22 protein-coding genes and 1 tRNA gene are annotated in these 20,452 nt (G+C 72.9%); 9 read left to right on the top strand and 14 right to left on the bottom strand.

What is annotated here, in order from left to right; translation table 11 throughout:
• Window positions 1-3: 3 nt before the first annotated feature.
• The 7 genes from A6A08_RS06565 to A6A08_RS06535 all read right to left on the bottom strand — a co-directional run bounded on the left by A6A08_RS06565 (window position 4) and on the right by A6A08_RS06535 (window position 6,897).
• Entirely contained in the window at window positions 4-975 is a 972-nt protein-coding gene (locus tag A6A08_RS06565) for an STM4011 family radical SAM protein (RefSeq protein ID WP_073701627.1), read from the bottom strand.
• Window positions 963-2,318: an STM4012 family radical SAM protein gene (locus A6A08_RS06560; RefSeq protein ID WP_073701626.1), complete on the bottom strand. Its 1,356-nt coding sequence runs from the start codon at window positions 2,316-2,318 to the stop codon at window positions 963-965. The genes A6A08_RS06565 and A6A08_RS06560 overlap by 13 nt, the downstream gene beginning before the upstream one ends.
• Window positions 2,315-3,175: an STM4013/SEN3800 family hydrolase gene (locus tag A6A08_RS06555; protein WP_083608901.1), complete on the bottom strand. Its 861-nt coding sequence runs from the start codon at window positions 3,173-3,175 to the stop codon at window positions 2,315-2,317. Before A6A08_RS06555 ends, A6A08_RS06560 begins: the two co-directional genes overlap by 4 nt.
• Window positions 3,172-4,287, bottom strand: coding sequence for an STM4014 family protein (locus A6A08_RS06550; protein ID WP_073701625.1), 1,116 nt, complete (start codon window positions 4,285-4,287; stop codon window positions 3,172-3,174). Before A6A08_RS06550 ends, A6A08_RS06555 begins: the two co-directional genes overlap by 4 nt.
• On the bottom strand, window positions 4,284-5,354 hold the full coding sequence (locus tag A6A08_RS06545) for an STM4015 family protein (RefSeq protein ID WP_073701624.1): 1,071 nt from the start codon (window positions 5,352-5,354) through the stop codon (window positions 4,284-4,286). The genes A6A08_RS06550 and A6A08_RS06545 overlap by 4 nt, the downstream gene beginning before the upstream one ends.
• A 74-nt stretch (window positions 5,355-5,428) precedes the next feature.
• Entirely contained in the window at window positions 5,429-6,445 is a 1,017-nt protein-coding gene (locus A6A08_RS06540; protein WP_073701623.1) for an STM4015 family protein, read from the bottom strand.
• Window positions 6,442-6,897 carry a MerR family transcriptional regulator gene (locus A6A08_RS06535; RefSeq protein ID WP_073701622.1) on the bottom strand — a complete coding sequence of 152 codons (456 nt, stop codon included), beginning with the start codon at window positions 6,895-6,897 and terminating at the stop codon, window positions 6,442-6,444. The genes A6A08_RS06540 and A6A08_RS06535 overlap by 4 nt, the downstream gene beginning before the upstream one ends.
• A gap of 59 nt (window positions 6,898-6,956) precedes the next feature.
• On the opposite strand from A6A08_RS06535, the gene A6A08_RS06530 reads away from it, so the two are divergent.
• The 3 genes from A6A08_RS06530 to A6A08_RS06520 all read left to right on the top strand — a co-directional run bounded on the left by A6A08_RS06530 (window position 6,957) and on the right by A6A08_RS06520 (window position 9,883).
• Window positions 6,957-7,547: a class I SAM-dependent methyltransferase gene (locus tag A6A08_RS06530; protein WP_073701621.1), complete on the top strand. Its 591-nt coding sequence runs from the start codon at window positions 6,957-6,959 to the stop codon at window positions 7,545-7,547.
• Between the two features lie 162 nt (window positions 7,548-7,709).
• A complete protein-coding gene (locus A6A08_RS06525) occupies window positions 7,710-8,501 on the top strand; it encodes a bifunctional 2-polyprenyl-6-hydroxyphenol methylase/3-demethylubiquinol 3-O-methyltransferase UbiG (RefSeq protein WP_073701620.1) in 792 nt (263 codons plus the stop codon).
• Between the two features lie 140 nt (window positions 8,502-8,641).
• On the top strand, window positions 8,642-9,883 hold the full coding sequence (locus tag A6A08_RS06520; RefSeq protein ID WP_073701619.1) for a phosphatidylserine/phosphatidylglycerophosphate/cardiolipin synthase family protein: 1,242 nt from the start codon (window positions 8,642-8,644) through the stop codon (window positions 9,881-9,883).
• Window positions 9,884-9,885: 2 nt separating this feature from the next.
• On the opposite strand, the gene A6A08_RS06515 is transcribed toward A6A08_RS06520, so the two are convergent.
• Both A6A08_RS06515 and A6A08_RS06510 read right to left on the bottom strand, forming a co-directional pair.
• A complete protein-coding gene (locus A6A08_RS06515; protein ID WP_073701618.1) occupies window positions 9,886-10,104 on the bottom strand; it encodes a calcium-binding protein in 219 nt (72 codons plus the stop codon).
• A 197-nt stretch (window positions 10,105-10,301) separates the two neighbouring features.
• Window positions 10,302-11,327: a YafY family protein gene (locus tag A6A08_RS06510; protein ID WP_073701617.1), complete on the bottom strand. Its 1,026-nt coding sequence runs from the start codon at window positions 11,325-11,327 to the stop codon at window positions 10,302-10,304.
• Window positions 11,328-11,503: 176 nt separating this feature from the next.
• On the opposite strand from A6A08_RS06510, the gene A6A08_RS06505 reads away from it, so the two are divergent.
• The 3 genes from A6A08_RS06505 (at window position 11,504) to A6A08_RS06495 (ending at window position 13,325) form a co-directional block, all read left to right on the top strand.
• Complete coding sequence (locus tag A6A08_RS06505) at window positions 11,504-11,926, top strand: VOC family protein (RefSeq protein ID WP_073701616.1); 423 nt, start codon at window positions 11,504-11,506, stop codon at window positions 11,924-11,926.
• Window positions 11,927-12,036: 110 nt separating this feature from the next.
• Window positions 12,037-12,231 (top strand): hypothetical protein, encoded by a 195-nt coding sequence (locus tag A6A08_RS06500; RefSeq protein WP_073701615.1) that lies wholly within the window; start codon window positions 12,037-12,039, stop codon window positions 12,229-12,231.
• Window positions 12,228-13,325 (top strand): winged helix DNA-binding domain-containing protein, encoded by a 1,098-nt coding sequence (locus tag A6A08_RS06495; RefSeq protein ID WP_073701614.1) that lies wholly within the window; start codon window positions 12,228-12,230, stop codon window positions 13,323-13,325. The genes A6A08_RS06500 and A6A08_RS06495 overlap by 4 nt, the downstream gene beginning before the upstream one ends.
• Before the next feature lie 312 nt (window positions 13,326-13,637).
• Here the strand turns inward: A6A08_RS06495 and A6A08_RS06490 are convergent.
• A tRNA-Arg gene (locus A6A08_RS06490) sits at window positions 13,638-13,710 on the bottom strand.
• Window positions 13,711-14,129: 419 nt separating this feature from the next.
• Here A6A08_RS06490 and A6A08_RS06485 point away from each other — a divergent pair.
• Window positions 14,130-15,236: a D-alanyl-D-alanine carboxypeptidase family protein gene (locus A6A08_RS06485; protein ID WP_073701613.1), complete on the top strand. Its 1,107-nt coding sequence runs from the start codon at window positions 14,130-14,132 to the stop codon at window positions 15,234-15,236.
• Window positions 15,237-15,288: 52 nt separating this feature from the next.
• Here the strand turns inward: A6A08_RS06485 and mscL are convergent, their stop codons facing one another.
• The 4 genes from mscL to A6A08_RS06465 all read right to left on the bottom strand — a co-directional run bounded on the left by mscL (window position 15,289) and on the right by A6A08_RS06465 (window position 17,943).
• Window positions 15,289-15,693, bottom strand: coding sequence for a large conductance mechanosensitive channel protein MscL (gene mscL, locus A6A08_RS06480; protein ID WP_073701612.1), 405 nt, complete (start codon window positions 15,691-15,693; stop codon window positions 15,289-15,291).
• Between the two features lie 246 nt (window positions 15,694-15,939).
• Entirely contained in the window at window positions 15,940-16,590 is a 651-nt protein-coding gene (locus A6A08_RS06475; RefSeq protein ID WP_073701611.1) for an SAF domain-containing protein, read from the bottom strand.
• A gap of 162 nt (window positions 16,591-16,752) precedes the next feature.
• Window positions 16,753-17,142, bottom strand: coding sequence for an FmdB family zinc ribbon protein (locus tag A6A08_RS06470; protein ID WP_073701610.1), 390 nt, complete (start codon window positions 17,140-17,142; stop codon window positions 16,753-16,755).
• Window positions 17,143-17,325: 183 nt separating this feature from the next.
• Window positions 17,326-17,943, bottom strand: coding sequence for a 5-formyltetrahydrofolate cyclo-ligase (locus A6A08_RS06465; RefSeq protein ID WP_073701609.1), 618 nt, complete (start codon window positions 17,941-17,943; stop codon window positions 17,326-17,328).
• Window positions 17,944-18,113: 170 nt separating this feature from the next.
• Between A6A08_RS06465 and galU the strand changes: the two genes are divergently transcribed.
• Window positions 18,114-19,052 (top strand): UTP--glucose-1-phosphate uridylyltransferase GalU, encoded by a 939-nt coding sequence (gene galU / locus A6A08_RS06460; protein WP_073701608.1) that lies wholly within the window; start codon window positions 18,114-18,116, stop codon window positions 19,050-19,052.
• Window positions 19,053-19,216: 164 nt separating this feature from the next.
• A complete protein-coding gene (gene glp / locus A6A08_RS06455; protein WP_073701607.1) occupies window positions 19,217-20,449 on the top strand; it encodes a gephyrin-like molybdotransferase Glp in 1,233 nt (410 codons plus the stop codon).
• The last annotated feature ends 3 nt before the right edge of the window (window positions 20,450-20,452 follow it).

Genomic DNA, 20,452 nt, shown 5'->3' with positions numbered 1-20,452 from the left:
GTATTATGTCGGTTGCCTGCGACGTTCTGAAGTGCTTTTCGCCCGCCCCCACACGAGCGGGAGGGCGGTCCCCGGGCCCGCGGGGACCCGTTCCACCACCCCGCCCCGGAACACCTCGTACAGGTCCAGCGATTCCAGGTGGACGTAGCCGATGTGGCAGTCGCAGCTGGTCAGCGGACACGCGCGCGGCCCGAGCCGGGCGGCGAACGAACCGTCGTAGAGGTTGCCCAGCGGCGTGTCCACGAAGTGGCAGCGGCGCACGTTCCCGTCCCCGTCCACGGACAGCACACTGTCACCGGTACGGCAGGGCAGTCCCCGGCTGGGGTGGGGGCGGCGGCTGTAGTGGAAGTGCGGGTCCAGGGCCTGCCACTCGGCGGCCTCCGCGTCGGTGTAGGTCCGCCCCTCGGCGGCGTTCACCCACAGGTACACCTCCCCGGGCAGGTCGGCGCGCATCCGGCGGGCCGCCTCCAGGTGCTCGGGTTCGCCGACCACGCCGACGCTGAACCGCACTCCCATCCCGGCCAGCTCGCGCGCCTTGGCGAGGAAGCGCTCGTGGGAGACCTGCCCGGGGTGGTAGGTGGTCCACAGCGCGGCGGTGGACAGGTCGCAGCCGGCCAGCCAGCCCACGCGTCCGCTCAGGTTGGTCTGGATGGCCACGCGGTCCACGTGCGGCAGGTGGCTGAGCCGGGTGATCGCCGTCCGGTACCAGGACCGCACCAGCCCCTCGCCCCACGGGGTGAACAGCACCGAGAACCGCGTGCCCGGGTCCGCGTCCTCCCGCCCGGCCACCCAGTCGGTGAACCGCTCCAGCGCGGCCCGGTCGGTGCGCAGTGTCCCGGGGCCGTCGCGCCGCTTGGCGAAGGGGCAGTACGGGCAGTCGTAGTCGCAGCTGGCCAGCGGACCCCGGTAGAGCAGGGTCAGGTGCGGCGGGAGCGTCGCGCCGAGGGCGGGGGGAGCCGGTGTCACCGTGCCCACCGGGCCTCGTAGTCGGCCATCAGCGCCCTCACCCCGGCGGAGAAGAACATCGGCCCGATCGCGTCGGAGTGCGCGAGCCCCTCCGGGGTCAGCCGGACCAGGTGCGGCTCGGCCCTCGGCTCCAGCCATCCGCGCTCGTCGAGGGCCGCGAGGACCCCGGGGAAGTCCTGGCGGGGGTGGCGGCCGAACCGGTCGGTGTAGGCGGTGGCGTCGACCCCCTCCGCCCGCAGCAGCGACTGCAGCAGGTGGCGGCGCCGCCGCTCGTCCTGGTCCATGCGAAAACCCACCTCCGCGCGGGTGAAGTCGTCACGGTCGCGGTCCACGTAGTCGGCGATGATCGACCGCACCCCGCCCACGCCCACGGCGTAGTCGAACGAGTAGTGCGCGCCGGCCGTGTACGACCGTGCGCCGCAGCCCAGTCCGACCATGCCGTCGGTCTGGCAGCAGTGGTCGGGCTCCTCCGCGACCGGGGCGTCCGCACGCCGGAACATGCGCATGGACACCTGCGTGTAGCCGCGTTCGAGCAGGTGGTCGCGGCCCCGCCGGTACAGGCTGAGCCGGTGGTCGTCCCACGCGCGGGCGCGGCGGCCCAACCCGGTGAGCGGACGCACGTACAGCGGGTACAGGTACACCTCCTCCGGCGCCCACTCCAGCGCGGTGTCCAGCGAGTACGCCCAGGTGCGGGCGTCCTGCCGCTCGATGCCGTAGATGAGGTCGACGTTGAGGCCGGCGGAGGCGTGCTCGCGGATCGCGGCCAGCGCCCGGTCCACCTCGGCGCGCCGCTGCGGGCGCCCGGCCGCGTGGGCCTCGGAGTCGACGAAGCTCTGCACGCCCATGCTGATCCTGGTGGCGCCGCGCGCGTCGAGCACCGCCAGCCGGTCGGGGGTGGCCGTGGCCGGGGAGGTCTCCACCGACACCGGGATCCGCGACAGGTCCACCCCGAACGCGCGCTCGGTGAGGTCGTAGATCCGGGTGAGCTCCTCGGCGGTCAGGTACGTGGGGGTGCCCCCGCCCAGGGCGGCCCGCGCGAACCGCGCGCCCTCCGGCAGGACCCCGGACACCGCCTCCGCCTGCCGCTCCAGGGCGTCCAGGTAGGCGGTGACCTGCTCGGCCGGGGGAGTGGAGCGGGTGAACAGGTTGCAGAACCCGCAGCGCATCTCGCAGAAGGGGATGTGCGCGTACAGCGACAGCGCGTCGACGGCCTCGCCGCGCCACAGGTCGGCGAGCGGGGGGCGCTCCTCGAAGGGCCGGTAGGCGCTCTTGTGCGGGTAGGCGTAGACGTAGGACTGGTACGGGGAGTCGGCACGCACCGGTTCGGCGCGCGGGGTGAGGGCTGCGGTCACGCGGTCGCCTCCTGGGCGTCGGCGGGTGCTGTGCGTCCCCGGGGCAGGAACGCGTGGGCGTAGGGGACCGTCCAGACGGTCTCGTGGCCGATGCGGTGGCCGGTGTGGCCGTCCTCCCCGTAGGCGGTCCCGTGGTCGGAGCACACGATCGCGAAGCAGGGGCGGCGGGCCGACATCGCCGCCAGCAGCGGGGGCAGGTGCCGGTCCACGTACTCCAGGGCGGCGGCGTGGCTCTCGCGGGTGTCGCCGTCCTCGCCGGTGGCCCCGGGCAGGTGGAACCAGTTGGGCTGGTGCAGCGCCGACACGTTGAGCAGCAGGAACAAGGGCTGGTCGGCGGGGCGCGCTTTCGCGATCCGGGCCGCGCACGCCACCTGGTTCTCGAAGGAGCGCGGGTCGGTCACGCCGAACGACTCCTCCCAGTGGCTCTCGGCGAACATGTCGGGGATGACCGAGCCCACCGCCGAACGCCGGTTGAAGAAGCCCGTGCCCCCGACGCACGCCGTGTGGTAGCCGGCCCGGGCCAGCCCCGAGGCCAGGTCGGGGGTGTCGAAGGTCCAGGTGCCCGGCGCGGTGGACGCGCTGCCGGGGAACGCGGCGGCGAACAGGCGCGGGTGCGGTCCGGGTGAGGCGGGCGTGGGCAGGAACCCGGCCAGCATCGCCAGGTGGGAGGCGTAGGTGAAGCTCGCGGGGGCGTGCCTGCGCTCCCACCGCCCTCCCGGCAGCAGCCGGGCGAGGTTGGGGGTGCGGCCCGCTCCGGCCAGTTCGGCGGCCACGTCGTACCGCAGGGTGTCCAGGGTGAGCAGCAGGATGTCGTGCGTGCCCACCACGGCGTTCATGTCGGGTTCGGTGCTGTTCATGCTCTCGCGGGTTCGGGGACGGGGAAGCGGCCGGTGGCCAGGGCGTGCAGTTGCTCGGCGTAGGTGTCGCGGCCCTCGTGCAGCACTCCGGGGATCAGGTCGCCGAAGGCGTTGACCTCGCACACGGCGAACTCACGCCACCCCGGCAGGGCCAGCAGGTCCACCCCGGCGTGCAGGGTGCGGGGAAAGCACGCGGCGGCGGCCTCGGCGGTGGCCAGCGCCTCCGCCCAGGGGTGCGGGCCGACCGACTCCCGCAGGGCCGCCAGGTCGCCCCGGGCGTTGCCCAGGTGCAGGTTGGTCATGGGCGAGGACGAGGAGCGCACCACGACGTGCGTGGCCCGGCCCGCGACCACCACCACGCGCAGGTCCACGGTCTTGCCGCCGAACCCCGCCTTGGGCACCCACCGCTCCACGTGCAGGCCGTCGGGGGCGAGCGCGTCCACCACCTCCGCGACCTCCGCCTCCCGGGTGTAGGTGCGCAGCCGCAGGCTGTTGTACAGCTCCACGGACCCGTCGGCGCCCCGGACCAGGTCGGCGGAGGTCACCGCCCGGACACGTCCGCCGGACGCGGTGGCCAGCGCCACCACCCCCGAGGCCGAGGATCCGTGCGCGGGCTTGACGAACACCCTGGGCCAGCGGTGCGCGTCCATCGCGGCGCGCAGCGACGCGTAGTCCGTGACCGGCCCGGGCAGGGCGGGCGCCACCGGGACCCCGGCCGCCGCCAGGCGGACGTGGCAGCGCCTCTTGTCGCACATGTCCACCAGGTCGGCGGGTTCCTGGAGCAGGTGCGCGCCGGGGGTGGCGGCCACCGCCTCCGCGAGCCGGCCCAGCGACGAGCGGAACCCGGCGTGCTGGTCGGCGGTGCCCTCGGCCCGGTAGAGGTCGGGGCCGCGGTTCCAGCCGCGCAGCAGGCGCTCGGTCTCCACGTCGCCGCCGGGGGAGTCGACCCGGACCAGGGCGCCCTCGGGCAGCGCGACCGGCCCGGCGGCCAGGTCGCGCCACGGCACGACCGCGGGTCCGGGCAGGCCGGCGGCCCTGACCGCCTCGCCGAACAGCTCCAGGCGCCGGTTGCCGGGGACCCCCACCACGACCAGCGGACGCTGCCGGGTCACTCGGAGACCGCCGTGTAGTAGTAGACCCTGTCGCCGTAGACGTCCGGCTCCTGCGGGTCGGAGAGGTCGACCTCCACGCCGGGCAGCGCTTCGCGGACGCGTTCGCGCATGTCCTCGGACAGGAAGTGGTGGTGCAGGTCCAGGCGTCGCAGCCCCCGGAAGGCCGGTGCCTCCAGGAGGGGCTTGGCGTCCTTGTCGCACAGGATGCCCAGGGACAGGTCCAGGGTGTCCAGGCCGGGGAGGACGGGGGACTCGGCGAGTGCCCGCACCCACGTGCCGGCGTACTCCGCGTTGCGCAGCCCCAGGGACCGCAGCTCGGGGAAGGCCCTCCCGGACAGGAGGGGCGCGAGGTCCTGCGGCGTGGTGTCCCCGCCGTAGTCCTCCGCCCCCAGCCACAGCTCCAGGTGCTCCAGCGCGGGCAGGCCGGAGGCGCACACGTCGCGGACGACGTCGGGGCGCAGCGCTCCGCTCTGGACGGTGAGGCTGCGCAGCGACCGGTGCTCGGGGACGCGCAGGCCCAGGTCGCCGGTGCCGCCGCGCACGACGAGTTCCTCCAACCGGGGAAGCGCGCTCACCAGGGGTGCCAGGTCGCACAGGTTGATCCAGGAGATCTCGTTCTCCTCCCGGAGGATCTCGCCGAAGAACAGCGACCGCAGCCCGGTCAGCTTCGGGGCGAACCCGACCAACGCGCTCGCGGCCTCTTCGGCCCGCATCTGGTAGTCGTCGTCCGGGATGTTGCCGACGATGAGGGCGTGGACCCTCTTCCGGTCCACCAGGTCGGTGAACCGCTCCAGGTACTCCGTGAGGGTCTCGAACGGCTTCTTCTGGCCGTGGCGCGGGCCGAGGTGGAAGGGCGGCGGTTCCATCTTCAGCCGCCAGGCCACTGAACCGGGGGCGGCGATGGCGTCGAAGAGCCGCCGGTACGACGACGGGTACTCCTCTCGGCGCCTCCTCTGGTTGCGCGCACTGTGCATGGCGCGCTCGAAGTCGCCGCGGATGGCCTCCCACGAGGAGAACTCGACCACGGGCAGGCCCGCGAACTCGGTGACGTGGTGGGTGTTCGGCATCAGGGGTTCCTACCTGGGGGGACGGGCGGACACATGTCCAGCAGCCCGAAGCGACATGTCCGGCGCTGGAGGGGCTACTCGGAGACCGCCGTGTAGTAGTGGACCTCGTCGTCGTAGGTGTCCGGCTCCTGCGGGTCGGACAGGTCGACCTCCACCCCGGCTTCGGTGAGCACACGGCGGACCTCGTCCGCGGCCTCCTCGGACAGGTAGTGGTGGTGCAGGTCCAGGCGCCGGAGGCCGCGGAACGCCGGCGCTTCGAGCAGGGGCGCGACGTCCTCGTCCCGCAGGGTGCCCAGGGACAGGTCCAGCGTGTGCAGCCGTGCGGTGACCGGGGCCTCGGCGAGCGTCCGCACCCACGCGCCGGTGTGCTCGGCGTTGCGCAGGCCCAGCGAGCGCAGCCGGGGGAACGCCTCGCCGCGCAGTACCGGCGCGAGGTCCTGCGGCGCGGCGTCCCCGCCGTAGTCCTCCACCCCCAGCCACAGCTCCAGACGCTCCAGCTCCGGCAGCCGGGCCGAGGCGACCTGGCGCGCGAGCCTCCCGGGCAGCCCTCCGCCCTGGAGGGTGAGGCGGCGCAGCCCGGGGTGCTCCAGCGCATCCAGGCTCAGGTAGCCGGTGCCGCGTACCGCGAACCCGGTCAGTCCGGGGTAGGCGGCCACCAGCGAGGAGAGGTCCGAGTGCCTGATCCACGACGCCTCGCACTCCTCGAAGGACAGGTCCGTGTAGAAGAGGGCGCGCAGGCCGGGCAGGCGGGGGACGATCTCCACGAAGGCGTCGCGGACCTCGTCGGAGGACTCCACCGCGAAGGCGTTCACCAGGCTGCCGACCACGACGGCGGTGACCGCGGCCGGGTCGGACACGAACCCGGTGAAACCGGTGAGGTAGTCCAGGGCCGACCACTGGTCGCCCTCGTCGTAGCCGCAGCCGTACCGGGTCAGCCTCCAGGCCACCGAACCGGGGTCGGCGAGGCCGTCCAGTTCGGGGGACCGGCGACCGGGGCCCGCGTCCTGCCCCGACCGTTCCAGGAGGCGGGCCTCCATGTAGTCGGCGACGGGCAGTCCGGCGAACTCGGACAGGGGCTCGTGGAAGGTCAAGGCGACTCCCGGAGGCTCGGAGGGCGTGCGCGTCCATGCATAGCAGCGCACTCCGACAGCGCCGTCTCCTCCAGCATCGCCTTCATGGTCGGGCACTTCAGGAAGTCCCCGGCCTCGCAGTCCACGACGTGCGCCACCAGCTCGCGGGCGGTGCGCAGCCGCTCCAGGCGCTCGTCCAGCCTGGCCAGGTGCTCGGCCAGGAGGGCGCGTCGCGACGCGCCGTCCGGTGCGCCGACCACCTCGCGGATCTGCGCCAGGCTGAACCCGGCCTCCTGCGCGCGCAGCACCAGAGCCACCTGGAGCCGGTGGTCCGGCGTGTAGCGGCGCCGGCCTCCGGAGCGACGGGCGGGCTCCAGCACGCCCACCGCCTCCCAGTGCCGCAGGACGTGGGGGGCCAGCCCGAACGGTTCGGCCAGCTCGCCGATGGACAGCTCCGACTCTCTTGACTTCATGTGGACATTAACTTCCAGACTGGGCCCAGGGTCAAGGAGCGGCAGCGAGGGAGGGCGTCATGGACGAGCGGACCGAGCGGGTGCGCGGGCAGTGGAACCGGATGGCGAGGGGCTACGACCGCGGGGAACGGGTGCAGCGGCTCGTGCTCGGCGGCACCCGTGCCCGGCTGTGCGGAAGGGCTCGCGGCAGGGTCCTGGAGGTCGCCGTGGGCACCGGCCACAACCTGCGGTACTACCCGGAGGACGTGGAGGTCACCGGGGTGGACCTGAGCCCCGGCATGCTGGAGGGGGCCAGGGCACGGGCCGCCGAACTGGGGGTGGGGGCCCGACTCCGGGAGGGCGACGCCCAGGACCTGCCCTTCGGAGACGGGGAGTTCGACACCGTGGTGTGCGCGCTCGCCCTGTGCGCCATCCCCGACCAGTACCGCGCCCTGTCCGAGATGCACCGGGTCCTGCGGCCGGGCGGACTCCTGCTGCTGGTCGACCACGTCGAGTACACCCGCTGGCCCCTCCGGGCACGGGAGGCGCGCAAGGACCGTCCCCGGCGGCTGCCGAGGCACGTCGCCGTCGACGCGGGCTTCGTGGTCGACCACCACGACCGGACCGGGCTGGGGTTCATCGAGCGCGTGATCGCCCACCGGGGCGTCTGAGGGCGCACGCCGGGGCCGGATACGCGGGAACGACGACCTCCCGAGATCCGGCCCTACCTTCCTCGTCCCCCATACTGTCCGAAAATCGCTCAGCGGGGCTGTGCACGCCCTTCTCCGGCGCTGTTACGGGACTTCGCGCGGGCGCGGTGTGACAGTGTTCCCATGGCTACGCACAGCGAACTGCGAGACTTCTGGGAGCGCCGCCTCGAAGGCGACTGGACCGAGAGCGGCGTCGGCTACCGGGCCCTGGGCCGCCCCTTCAACACGTGGATGTACCGGGTGCGCGAGGAGGTGTTCCTGCGCGAGGTCTCCCGGATGGACCCGGGCGGGGCCAGCGTCCTCGACGTGGGCAGCGGCACCGGCTTCTACGTGCGCCTGTGGCGGCGGATGGGCGTCGGCGACATCACCGGGTGCGACATGACCGACGCGGCGGTGGAGCGCCTGCGGGACAGGTTCCCCGACCACCGGTTCGTCCGCCAGGACGCCGCGGACCTCGACGCCTTCGACGCCGACTCCTTCGACGCGCTCTCCTGCATGGACGTGCTCTTCCACATCACCGACGACGGGCGCTACACCAGCGCGTTCGGGGAGTTCGCCCGGGTGCTGCGCCCCGGCGGGCTCCTGGTGGTCTCCGAGAACTGCCTCCAGCGCCCCGAGCAGCGCGGAGAGCACCAGGTCAACCGCACCCTGGAGTGGATCGCGGACACCGCCGACAAGGCCGGGTTCGACATGGTCCGCCGCGTGCCCATGCTCATGCTGATGAACGCCCAGGTGGACGCTCCCCCGGTGTGGCGCAAGGCGTGGGGCGCGGCCCTGCGCGCGGCCACCCTGACCGCGCCGACCGGCTGGCTGGCGGGCGCCGCCCTGTACCCGCTGGAGCGGCGCCTGGTCCAGGGCCGCAGGGAGGGCCCGACCACGGAACTGGTGGCGTTCCGGCTCCGGGGCCAGGGGTAGGACACGGCGTGAGAGGTGACACGGGAGGACTGTGCCGACCCCTGGTGTGCGTCCCTGGCTACGGTTGACGGTCAGTGGCGGAAACGACGGCCTCAGGGTCGGGGCCCTCGGTACCGCGGACGTTCTGACGGGAGGCGACTGTGCGACGCTCCACCATCACGTCGGTGGTCAAGTGGGGGCTCGTGGGACTGGTGACCACCCAGGTCGCCGTGGCCGCGACCCTCATGGGGATCAACCACTGGCGCAGGAAGGTGCGGCCGCGCCGGGCGCGCTTCCCCCACACCGACCCGGTCGAACTGCCGGTCGGCGACAACGGGAACACCGCCACCGTGTACACCTACGGCGAGGACCTGTTCCGGGACATGCTCGCGGCGATCCAGGGTGCCCGACGCCGGGTCCTCTTCGAGTCCTACATCTTCAAGGACGACCGGGTGGGCCGCGAGTTCAAGAGGGCGCTCGTCGACGCCGCCGAGCGGGGCGTCGAGGTGTACGTGATCTACGACGGCTTCGCGAACCTGGTGGTGCCCCGGTCCTTCCTCCGCTTCCCGCCCAGCGTCCACGTGATCAGGTACCCGGCGTTCCGGCCGGGCGTGCTGCTGTTGAACATCCGCAAGTCCGGCCGGGACCACCGCAAGATCCTCACCGTCGACGGCGAGGTGGGCTTCGTCGGCGGGTACAACGTCGGGTCGCTGTACGCCACCGAGTGGCGCGACACCCACCTGCGGGTGTCCGGATCGGCGGTGTGGGCGCTGGAGAACGCCTTCAGCGACTTCTGGAACATGAACCGCCACGCCCGCCAGCCCGAGCTGGAGGGGCTGGGAGAGGCCGACTGGGACGCGCACTTCCGTGTGCACCGCAACGTGCCCGAGGTGCTCATCTACCCGATCCGGGCGATGTTCCTGGAGGCGATCGACCGGGCCAAGGAGAGGGTGCTGTTCACCCAGGCCTACTTCATGCCCGACCGGGAGTTCCAGCGCGTCCTGGTCGAGGCCGCCGAACGGGGGGTGGAGGTCAACATCCTCCTCCCGGAGGAGTCCAACCACGTCGTCGCCGACTGGATATCCCGCAGCCAGTACGCGGTGCTGCTGCGCGGCGGAGTGCGGCTGTGGCTCTACCAGAACGCCATGGTGCACGCCAAGACGGCGACGGTGGACGGCCAGTGGTCCACGATCGGCACCGCGAACGTGGACCGGCTGAGCCTGACGGGCAACTACGAGATCAACGTGGAGATCTTCGACGAGGGCGTGGCCCGGCACATGGAGAAGGTCTTCGCCAACGACCTCACCAACTGCCGGGAACTGACCAAGGAGGAGTGGAGCCACCGCCCGCTCCTCGCGAGGTTCGGCGAGAGCGTGCTGGCCCCCTGGCGCCCGTTCCTGTGAGCTCAGGACCCGCGGTGCTCGGGCGGAGGGCCCAGGCGTCTGGGGAAGAACGGGTCCGGCTCCATCTTGCGGGGCCGGGGCCCGCCCCAGTGCTGGGGGCCGGGGTGCGGCGTCCGGTGGAGCGCCCCGGCGATCGCGGACGGTGATCCGCCCCGCTGCCTGCCCGGCGACCTGTCCTGTTCTTCGGCCTGCTCGTCCCGGGAATGTTGCGCGTGCGTCATCCGAGTGGCCTCCCCGACTGCGGTCCGTGCTCCGGTTCCATGATCGGACGACTTCCCTCCGCTGTCATGGCGACACGGTGGGGATCCGGGAACGGTGGCGGGGGAAGCTTCGTGCGGCTGACGGCGGGGCGTCGGGAGGCCGAGCGGGGAGGAGATCGGTCACCGGGGCCCCGCACCGTGGCCGACGGGCGTGTCGCTCATCGACCCGGTGGCGGTGCGGTGAGTCCGGTGGGCCCGTCGGCCGCGGCGTCGGCGTAACGGCGGGCCAGGCGCGCGAACGCGGCTTTGAGTTCGGCGGGGCCGACGACCTCGATGTCGGCGTCGAACCTGCCGATGGCGGCGGCCAGGCCGGGCCATGACCAGGAACCGAGGGTGAGTCGGCAGCGGTTCGGACCGAGTTCCGCGACGACTCCGTCACGGAGGTGGGGGGACACGGCGGCCGCGGGGAGGTCGAGGACGACCTCACCGCGACAGGGCCAGTCGCCGGTGCCGTCGGAGCCGCGGAACCTGCCGGTCACGAAGGCGGCCACGTCCTCCCCGGGGATGTCGCGCGGGACGAAGCGGGGCCCGGTGGGGGCGCGCGGGGTGATCCGGTCGGCGCGGAAGGTACGCCAGTCGTCGCGGTCGAGGTCCCAGGCGACGAGGTACCAGCGCCCGCGCCAGGTGACGAGGTGGTGGGGCTGCACCCTGCGTGGTGGAGTACCGGCGCGGTCGTCGTCCGCCGTGGCAGGGGATGCGGGGGCGTAGTCGAAGCGCAGCACCTCGCGGGCGTGGACGGCGGCGCTGAGCGCTGTGAGGACGCCGTTGCCGACCTGTGGGGCCGACCGGGTCGTCGGCGGTTCGACGGCGGTGACCTGGAGGGTGTCGATACGGCGGCGCAACCGTGCGGGCATGACCTGTCGGACGGTGGCCAGCGCGCGTGCCGCGGCTTCCTCGATACCGGCGCCGCTGGTGGTGGCCGTCTGGAGCGCCACGGCGAGTGCGGTGGCCTGTTCGTCGTCGAACAGCAACGGGGGCAGCCGCGTGCCGGCGTCGAGTCGGTATCCGCCGTCGGGGCCTTTGGTGGTCGCGATGGGGTAGCCGAGCTCGCGCAGGCGGTCGACGTCGCGGCGCACGGTGCGCGGGCTGACGTCCAGCCGCTCGGCCAGCAGCGCGCCCGGCCAGGCCCGGCGCGCCTGGAGCAGCGAGAGCAGCGACAGCAGTCGTGCTGAGGTTTTCGGCATGTTCCTGATTCTGCTCCCGGAAGAGGACACACCCTGTCCGCTTCTGCTGTGACTGTGGTCGCGTGCCAGAAGACAACGGGCCCCGCGCGGGAGCGCGTGACGATGCCACCGGTGTCGGCTGTGCGGTCCGGCCGAGAGGCCGGAGGAACGATCAGTGTGAAGGCAGGGAGCCGAGCATGTCCGTCAAGACCACGACCCACCTGAACTTTCGCGGCGACGCCCGGGCGGCGCTGGAGTTCTACCAGTCCGCTTTCGGCGGCGACCTCACCGCCGTCACCTACAAGGACGCCGGTGCCGTCCAGGAGGAGGCCGAGGCCGACCAGGTGATGTGGGGCCAGGTCCTCGCGGGGAACGGCTTCCACGTCATGGCCTACGACGTGCCCTCCCGGACGGCCTACGACCAGGGTGAGAACTCCGTCTTCGTCTCCGTGCGCGGTGAGACCGTGGAGGAGATCAGCGGCTACTGGGAGAAGCTGTCGGACGGGGCGACCACCGTGGTCCCGATGGGCCCGGCGGGCTGGGCGCCCGCCTACGGGATGCTGAGGGACCGTTTCGGCGTCGTCTGGGTTCTGGACGTCGTGGGCGAGTATCGCGGGTGATCCCGTGGGGACGTGCGGGGAGGGGCGCGTGGCCTCCGCCCTCCCCGCCCGTTCCCTCCACCCCGCGGGGCGAGCCGCACACCACCAGGTCATCGAAGGGAACGACCACCATGAAGACGCATCCCCCCGACCGCACCGGGACCCGGGGCGGGCCCTCCCGCCCCGGCACCGCGGTGTCCGGCGCCGTGGGCGGCGAGGAGCACGACGGCCGTGCCCGGAACGGCCGGGTTGCTGCGCCGGGAACCGGTCCCGGCCCGCTCGACGTGTCCTCCACCCCGCCGGCCGTCGAAAGCGCCACGGCGTGACCGTGCTGAACGCCCGGGCACTGGGCCGCGCGACACTGGCCCGGCAGCTGTTGCTCGATCACGCCGACATGCCGGTGCGCGACGCCGTCGCGCACCTGTGCGGCCTGCAGGCGCAGGAACCGCAGGAACCGTTCGTCGGACTCTGGTCGCGGCTGCGCGGCTTCGACCCCGCGGTGCTCTCGGACCTGCTGATCGGGCGACGCCTCGTGCGCACCCACCTCATGCGCCGCACGGTTCATCTGCTCACGGCCGAGGACGCCCTGGCCTGGCGCGCCCGCCACGACACCATGCTGCGCCAACGGGTACTCGGGGTCTACCGCCGCGAACTCGGCGGGACCGATCCCGACGAACTCGCCTCGGCGGGCCGGGCGGTGATGGCCGACGGCGAGCCGCGCTCGATGACCGAGCTCGGGCGGGCGCTGGCCGGACGCTGGCCGGAGCCGGGACCGCGGGCACTGGGCGAGGTACTGATCGCCGCACTCCTCCCGGCGGTGCAGCTTCCTCCACGCGGGCTGTGGCGGACGAGGGCGGGAGCACGCTACCTGCCGCTCTCCTCGTGGCTCGGCCGAGAGGTCGCCCCGCCGGCCCCGGGCGGCTCCGACCCGGTCGGTGAAGCACTGGTGCGGCGCTACCTGGCCGCGTTCGGCCCCGCGGCCTCGGCCGACCTGCGAGCCTGGTGCGGCCTCGCCGGACTACCGGCCGCGATAGCCGCGATACGCGGGGAACTGATCACCTTCCGCGACGAACGCGGCCGGGAACTGCTGGACCTCCCCGACGCACCGCGGCCCGACCCCGACACACCCGCCCCCGTGCGGTTCCTGCCCGCGTTCGACAACGCGATCCTCGGCTACCACGACCGCGGCCGGATCATCGACGACGCCCACCGCGGCCTGTCGGTCGCCGGCGAGCGTGCCGTCCTGGTCGACGGCCGGGTCGCCGCGACCTGGACCGTCGAGGCCGACACAGTGGTCGTCACCCCGCTGCGCCGCTTCTCCCGGGCAGAACGCACCGCCGTAGCCGAGCAGGGACGGGAACTGGCGTCCTTCCTCTCCGACGACGGTCGGCGCGTACGGGTCACCGCCTCCCCCCGCTGACCGGACCGCATTCGGCCCGCCAAGCGGTCATGCCGGGTGAGGACACCAGGGGCGGTGCGGGCGGTTCGCTCGTGTTCGCCCGGCGGACCGGGGCCGCGGGACCGCTCGCCGAGCACGGCGGATTCCGTGTCCGCCCGGTCGGGGCCCTCGGGAGCACGGAGCCGTTGCGGTCCGTGCCGAGCGGGAGCCCGCCCGGGAGCGGTGGGCCGGAGGGGGAGGCGCTGTGGGGATGACCCGGGAACTGCGACCACAACTGCGGTCAGATCAGTGACCTGGGGTCTCTCGCTCGAGAGAAACCCCAGGTCACAGGGGCGGCCCCAGCAGGATTCGAACCTGCGACACCCGCTTTAGGAGAGCGGTGCTCTATCCCCTGAGCTATGGAGCCATGGGTCTGACGGAGGTATTTCCTCCCCCGTCACCGGACCAAGCCTAACCCAGGATGGCGGTGGATGGGGTGTCGGTCCCCGCCTCCCGGGTGTGACTGGGGGACTCTGCGTGCATGGCGGAGTACGCTGACCTACGATTGGTTGTCCTGGAGCGGTGTGATGTTGTTCATGACACATGTCGTGTTATGGCCGCATATCTGTCTCCGGTTGCCGTGGGAACCGGGATGCCACTTCGGCCCGCGCGGTGACGACCAGGGATTTCGCCGAGGATCGGGGCGGGGAGCGGTGGGACGGGCGGGAGTCCGCGCACGGTCCGCTCCGTCCGGTGGAACGATCTCGTGTGGCCGCATGTGGACATGTAGTACGTTGCGTTGCGGTCACGGGTAGGTGTTCGAGGAAAGCAGCCGGAGGATCATTCGTGCCGTTCACTTCTGATGCGGCGCGGCGCAGGTCCCGCGTGCCGGGTGGCAGCGGGGTGCTGACCGCCTTCGCGAAGTCCTACCGCGTCCGTTTCGCCCAGGCGGTGACCCTCGTGGTCGTCACCGCGCTGCTCGTCGCGCCGATACCCGTCTCGGCGCTGGACCCGGCCGAGGCCAGCCTGGAGGAGTTCCGGCAACGGGCGGAGGCCGCCTCGGAGGAGCTGGAGGAGGCCACCAACGAGCAGGTCGAGCGCCAGGAGGCGCTGGAGGAGGCCCAGGAGGAGCTGGTCGACACCCTCTACGAACTCCAGCAGACCGAGATCGAGCTCAGGGAGATGCGCGAGCCGCTGGCCCAGCTGGCCAGCACCCTGTACAAGCAGCCCGACGGCGGAGTGCTCGCCGTGCTGGCGTCGGGGTCGCTCAACGAGGACCTGCAGATGCAGTCCTACGCGTCGAAGATCTCCGAGGACAACCAGGCGCTCATCCAGGAGGCCACCGACCTGCGCGAGGAGCAGGTGGACCTGACGAGTGAGGCGCAGGAGCTGCAGACCACCACCCAGCTGGAGCAGGTCGAGCTCGCGGCCGACATCGAGCAGCTGCGCCAGCGGTCCGAGGAGACCACGAACGAGCTCGTCGCGGAGCTGGAGGAGCGCGGCATCGACCCGGAGGCCTACATGGCCGCGGCCGACTGCGACCCCTCCGCGGCCTCGAACGCCCAGGGGGCCGCCAACGGCCTGCTCCCGGGCGACTCCCTCTGCGACCTCTACGACGGCAAGCAGCTGCGGGCCGACGCGGCCGTGGACTTCCTCCAGCTCAACGCGAGGTACGTGGACGAGTACGGCGAGAACATGTGCATCACCAGCGCCTACCGCGACCTGCCCAACCAGCACCGCGTCTACGCGCAGGTGGCGCCCGGCTTCGCGGCGGTGCCCGGTACGAGCAACCACGGTCTGGGCAAGGCGCTCGACCTGGGATGCGGCATCCAGAACTACAGGTCCGACCGCTGGCTCTGGATGGAGGCGAACGGCGCCGAGTTCGGCTGGCACCACCCGGCCTGGGCCAAGTCCAGTCCCTTCGAGCCCTGGCACTGGGAGTACAGCGGCTGACGCCCCGGGGGCGGCCCCTGTGGGCCGCCCCCGGTCTTCTCCGGACCCCTCCTCAGACGGGCTCGGGGACGATCTCGCTGGTGCAGCCGGCGCAGCGGGTGGCCTTCTTGCTGACCTGGCTGAAGCAGTGGGGGCACTCGCGGGTGGCGACGTCCTCGGCCTTGGCGAACCGCTCCAGGGCCCTGGCGACGGGCATCACCACGAAGAAGTACAGGACCGCGGCGGTGGTGAGGAACGTGATCAGCGCGTCGATGAACGCGCCGTACAGGAAGCGGCTCCCGTTGATCTCGAAGTAGAGGTCACCGAAGGTCGGGACACCGCCGAAGATCCCGAGCAGCGGGGTGATGAACGCCTCGGTGAACGCGGTGACGAGGTCGGCGAAGACCGCGCCGATCACGACCGCGACCGCCAACTGCACCAGGTTGCCCCGGAGCAGGAAATCCTTGAAGCCTTGCATGGAGATACAGCCCTATCGAACTTGTCGGTCCCGTCCCGGGGGGGAGAGGGCCGATGACCGTGAGTCGTTCCGTGTCGTCGCCGTGCCCGTGCGGAGAGCCGACGTGCACGGACGGGCGCCGGGGAGGGCGCCGCGTGTCCATGGTGCCCGTACCGGCACCGGGACGCGCCCCTTTCGGTGGAAGATCCGCGATGCCGGTCCGGCCCCGCCACGCCGCCGGGTCGACCCCGCCCTCCCGGGCGGCGGTCAGCCGCGGATGGTGACGGACAGCCGTGAGGCGGTGGCGTGGCCCGCCAGGCTCCTGGCCTCGGCGGGTGTGGCGGCGATGAGGATCAGCGCGCCTTTCTCACCATCCGGGGCGGCCCCCTCCGGCAGGGCGAGGACGGGGCGGTCGCCGACCACCTCCACGGCGGGGCCCGCCCGGACGGGTGTGAGGTCGTCGTGCCCGCCGGCGGCGAGGACGTCCACCCGGCTGCCGGGGGAGAGCAGGTCCACGACACCGGGGTCGGCGACCCGCACCGGGACGGCGACCAGACCGGACCCGTACGGCCGCGCGGGAGGGTCGGACAGGCGGGCGTCGGTGATCACCTCGCCGTGGCGCACCGGGGCGTTGAGGCGGAGCCCGGCCGTCCGGGCGTCCACCGCCAGTGCGCCGCCCGGTACGGCGTCGGAGGGCAGGGAGAGTTCGGTGAGGTCGTGCTCGGTGAGGGGGCCCGAGGCGTCGAGGTCGCGGGCGGCGACGAGGACCTGGGTGGTGGGTGCGGGGAGGGGCCGCACGGCCAGGACGGCGCTGACGAGCGCCGCGGCGGTCAGGAGGGCGGCGAGGACGCGCCGGTACCGGTCCAGGAGGCGGACGACCGCCCGGCGGTGCCGGTAGGGGGGTGGGACTTCGGCCATGGTTCAACGCTAGGCCGCGAAGGGGCCGTCCGGGGGTTGTCCACAGGCCCCGCCGGACTCCTTCCCGGTGCCCGAGGAGCGTGTGTCCCGGCCCGCGGGTCCGGACATGCCTCGCGCCGCCGAGATCCTCGGCGGCGCGGTGGCGGTCAACGGCCCGGTGGCTCAGCCGGCTGCGGCGGCGGTGCTACTGCTGCTGGCGCTGCTGCTGGTACCCGTGCCGGTGCTGGTGGTGCTGCCGGAGGCGTTCGCGGTGCCGGTCTCGGAACCGGAGGAGGTGCTCTTGGTGTCCGAGGACGAGTCGGAGGAGCCGGAGGCCGCGGAGTCGCCGCCGTCCTTGCTCTCGCCGGAGCCGGTGAGCACGGAGCTGTTGGAGCTCTTTCCGCTGTCGGTGCGGTAGAAGCCGGAGCCCTTGAACACGATGCCCACGGCGGAGTACACCTTGCGCAGGCGTCCCTCGCACTCGGGGCAGACGGTCAGCGCGTCGTCGCTGAAGCTCTGCACGACCTCCATCTGGGCGCTGCACTCGGTGCACGCGTACTGGTACGTAGGCACTGTTCGGGTCCTCCTTGCTGGCACTCTCGCCCGTTGACTGCTAAATAGTACGCGCTCGCCGACCGGAGGCGTGACAGGGCCTGGCACAGAGCACGGATGTCGGGGGTGCGGTGCCGGATCGTCGCTGCGCGACCGCAAGCGACAACGCTTCCGCGGGTGGGTTTCATCCCGCTCCGGTCCTGTTCATGTCCGTTCGCCCGGCCACACGCCGGCGTCGAACACCCGCAGGCCGCCTCCGGGGGTGACCACGGCGTCCACCGGATGGTCGTGCGGCTCCGCTGGCAGCGACTCCACGAACTCCTCGTCGTGGACCAGGGCGATCGCCGGGGTGTGCGGGCCCTTGCGGGCGAGGGCCCGGTCGTAGCACCCGGCGCCGCGCCCCAGCCGGGTTCCCCGCCGGTCCACGGCCAGAGCCGGGCAGACCACCGCGTCCGCCCGGGCCGGCGCGTCCGGCCCGTACCTGTGGCCGACGGGTTCCAGCAGCCCGTGCCCGGCCGGGGCCAGGGTGTCCGGTCCGTCGAAGGCCGCCCAGTCCAGGTCGCCGCCGGGCAGGAACACGGGCAGCAGCACGTACGTACCGCGCTTCCACAGCGCCGTCACCAGTTTGCGGGTGTCGGGCTCACCGCCCACGGAGTAGTAGCAGGCGACCGTCCCGCCCATGGCCAGCCACGGCAGGTCCATGAGGGTGTCCCGGAGCGCCGAGCCGACCCGGGAGCGCTCCTCGGGACCGCGGGTCCGCCTCCGCTCCAGGAACCCCTCGCGCAGGCGGCCCTTGGCCGCGCGCCGCTCGCTCTCGTCCATGGCCCAAGTGTGGCAGCGCCGCGGTCCGGTCGGCCCGCCCGGCCGTTTGCCCCGCACGGTGAACACCGGGTGGCGGTCCCCCTCCCTTCTCCCGAAACCGTCGGAACTTCTTGGGTCCCGGCAGTGTGTGGAGGCGCTGGGACGGCGGGGGTCTGTCCTAAAGTGCCGACATGAGCGACTCCACCGACCAGAAGCGACCCTCCGACCCGGGACCCGTCACGAAGGCGGTCGTGCCCGCGGCCGGTCTCGGCACGCGGTTCCTGCCCGCGACCAAGGCCACGCCCAAGGAGATGCTGCCGATCGTGGACAAGCCCGCGATCCAGTACGTCGTGGAGGAGGCGGTCGCCGCCGACCTCCAGGACGTGCTGATGATCACGGGCCGCAGCAAGCGCTCCATCGAGGACCACTTCGACCGGGCCTACGAGCTGGAGGAGGCCCTGGAGGCCAAGGGCGACGAAGAGCGCCTGCGGTCGGTGCGCGAGTCCAGCGACCTCGCCCAGGTGCACTACGTCCGCCAGGGTGAGCCGCGCGGCCTGGGGCACGCGGTGCTGTGCGCGGAGGCGCACGTGGGCGACAACCCGTTCGCCGTGCTCCTGGGGGACGACCTCATCGAGTCCGCCGACCTGCTGCGCCGCATGATCGAGGTCCGTGAGAAGCACGGCGGCAACGTCGTCGCGCTCATGGAGGTGGAACCCGAGCAGGTTTCCCTGTACGGGTGCGCGGGCATCGAGCCCACCGACGAGGACGACGTCGTCGCCGTCACCGACCTGGTCGAGAAGCCCTCGCCCGAGCAGGCGCCGAGCCGCTGGGCCATCATCGGCCGCTACGTCTGCGACCCGGCGGTCTTTCCCATCCTGCGCGAGACCCCGCCCGGCCGCGGCGGCGAGATCCAGCTCACCGACGCCCTGCGCGAGCTGGTCCGGCGCAAGCCCGAGGACGGGGGCCCGGTGTACGGCGTCCTGTTCCGCGGCCGCCGCTACGACACCGGCAACAAGGCCGACTACATCCGCACGGTGGTGGACTTCGCCTGCCGCCGCCCCGACCTCGCCGAGGAGCTGCTGCCCTGGCTGCGCGACTTCGTCGACCGCAGGGAGGCCGGACGCCCCTGACCGGTCCCCGCCGTTCCCCGGCCGCCTCCCCGGCCGGGGAGGCGGGGGACCGAGGGGCCGGGCCCGCCGCGCGGCGGGCCGGACGTGGCGAGAATGGGCGGTGAGACGTCTCCCGAGGCGCGGAAGACGCATCACCACAGGAACCGCGAACCGGAAGGAACCCCGTGAAGAGCGTCGAGCAGCACGTCGCCGATGTCCTGGCCCTGATCGCCGAACCCGAGCCGACCGAACTGGACCTGCTCCAGGCGCACGGCACCGTGCTGGCCGAGGCCGTGACCTCGCCCGTCTCCCTGCCGGGCTTCGACAACTCGTCCATGGACGGGTACGCCGTGCACGCCGCCGACCTGGCGTCGGCCTCCGCGGAGGCCCCGGTGCGGCTGCCGGTGGTCGCCGACATCCCGGCGGGGGACGCCTCCCCGACCGCGGTCCTGCCGGGCATGTGCGCCCGCATCATGACCGGCGCGCCCATGCCCACCGGGGCGGACGCGGTGGTCCCGGTCGAGTGGACCGACGGCGGCACGGCCAGGGTGTCCGTCGACCGGCCGGTCAAGGTGGGCAACGCCGTGCGCCGTGCCGGTGACGACGTCACCGAGGGGACCACCGTGCTGCGGCCCGGGGTGCGGATCGGCCCGGGGGAGATGGGCGTCCTGGCGGCCGTCGGGCGCCGCTCCGTGCCCGTGTACCCGCGCCCCCGCGTGATGGTGCTCTCCACCGGCGAGGAGCTGGTCGAACCCGGGCGCCCGCTCGGCCCCGGCCAGATCTGGGAGTCCAACAGCTTCATGATCGCGGCCGCCGCCCAGGACGTGGGGTGCGAGGTCCACCGCCACGGGTTCGTCGGCGACGACCCCGAGACGGTGCTCGACACCCTGGAGGGCCTGCTGGTGCGCGCCGACATCGTCGTGACCACCGGCGGGGTGAGCATGGGCGCCTACGACGTGGTCAAGGAGGTGCTCACCCGCCAGGGCACCGTGGAGTTCACCCAGGTGGCGATGCAGCCCGGCAAGCCCCAGGGCTTCGGGACGGTCGGACCGGACCGGACCCCGATCATCACGCTGCCCGGCAACCCGGTGAGCGCCTTCGTGTCCTTCCAGATCTTCGTGCGCCCCGCCCTGCGCAGGCTGCGCGGGCTCGACCCCGACCCGCTGCCGAGCACGCGGGCCGTCCTCACCGCTCCGGTCACCTCGCCCGAGGGGCGCCGCTCCTTCCTGCGCGGGGTGCTGGAGGAGTCCCCGCACGGCCCGTGCGCCGACTCCACGGTGGCCCCGGCGCTCCACCAGGGTTCGCACCAGCTGTCCGCGCTGGCCGGGGCCAACGCGTTCGTGGTGGTGCCCGAGGAGGTCACCGAACTGGCCGCGGGCACCTCCGTGCAGGTGCTGCGCCTGCCCGAACCCGCCTAGGGA

The sequence above is a fragment of the Nocardiopsis sp. TSRI0078 genome (genome assembly GCF_001905145.1).
In the GTDB taxonomy this organism is placed as follows: Bacteria; Actinomycetota; Actinomycetes; order Streptosporangiales; family Streptosporangiaceae; genus Nocardiopsis.
This window is presented reverse-complemented; position numbering and strand designations above follow the sequence as displayed.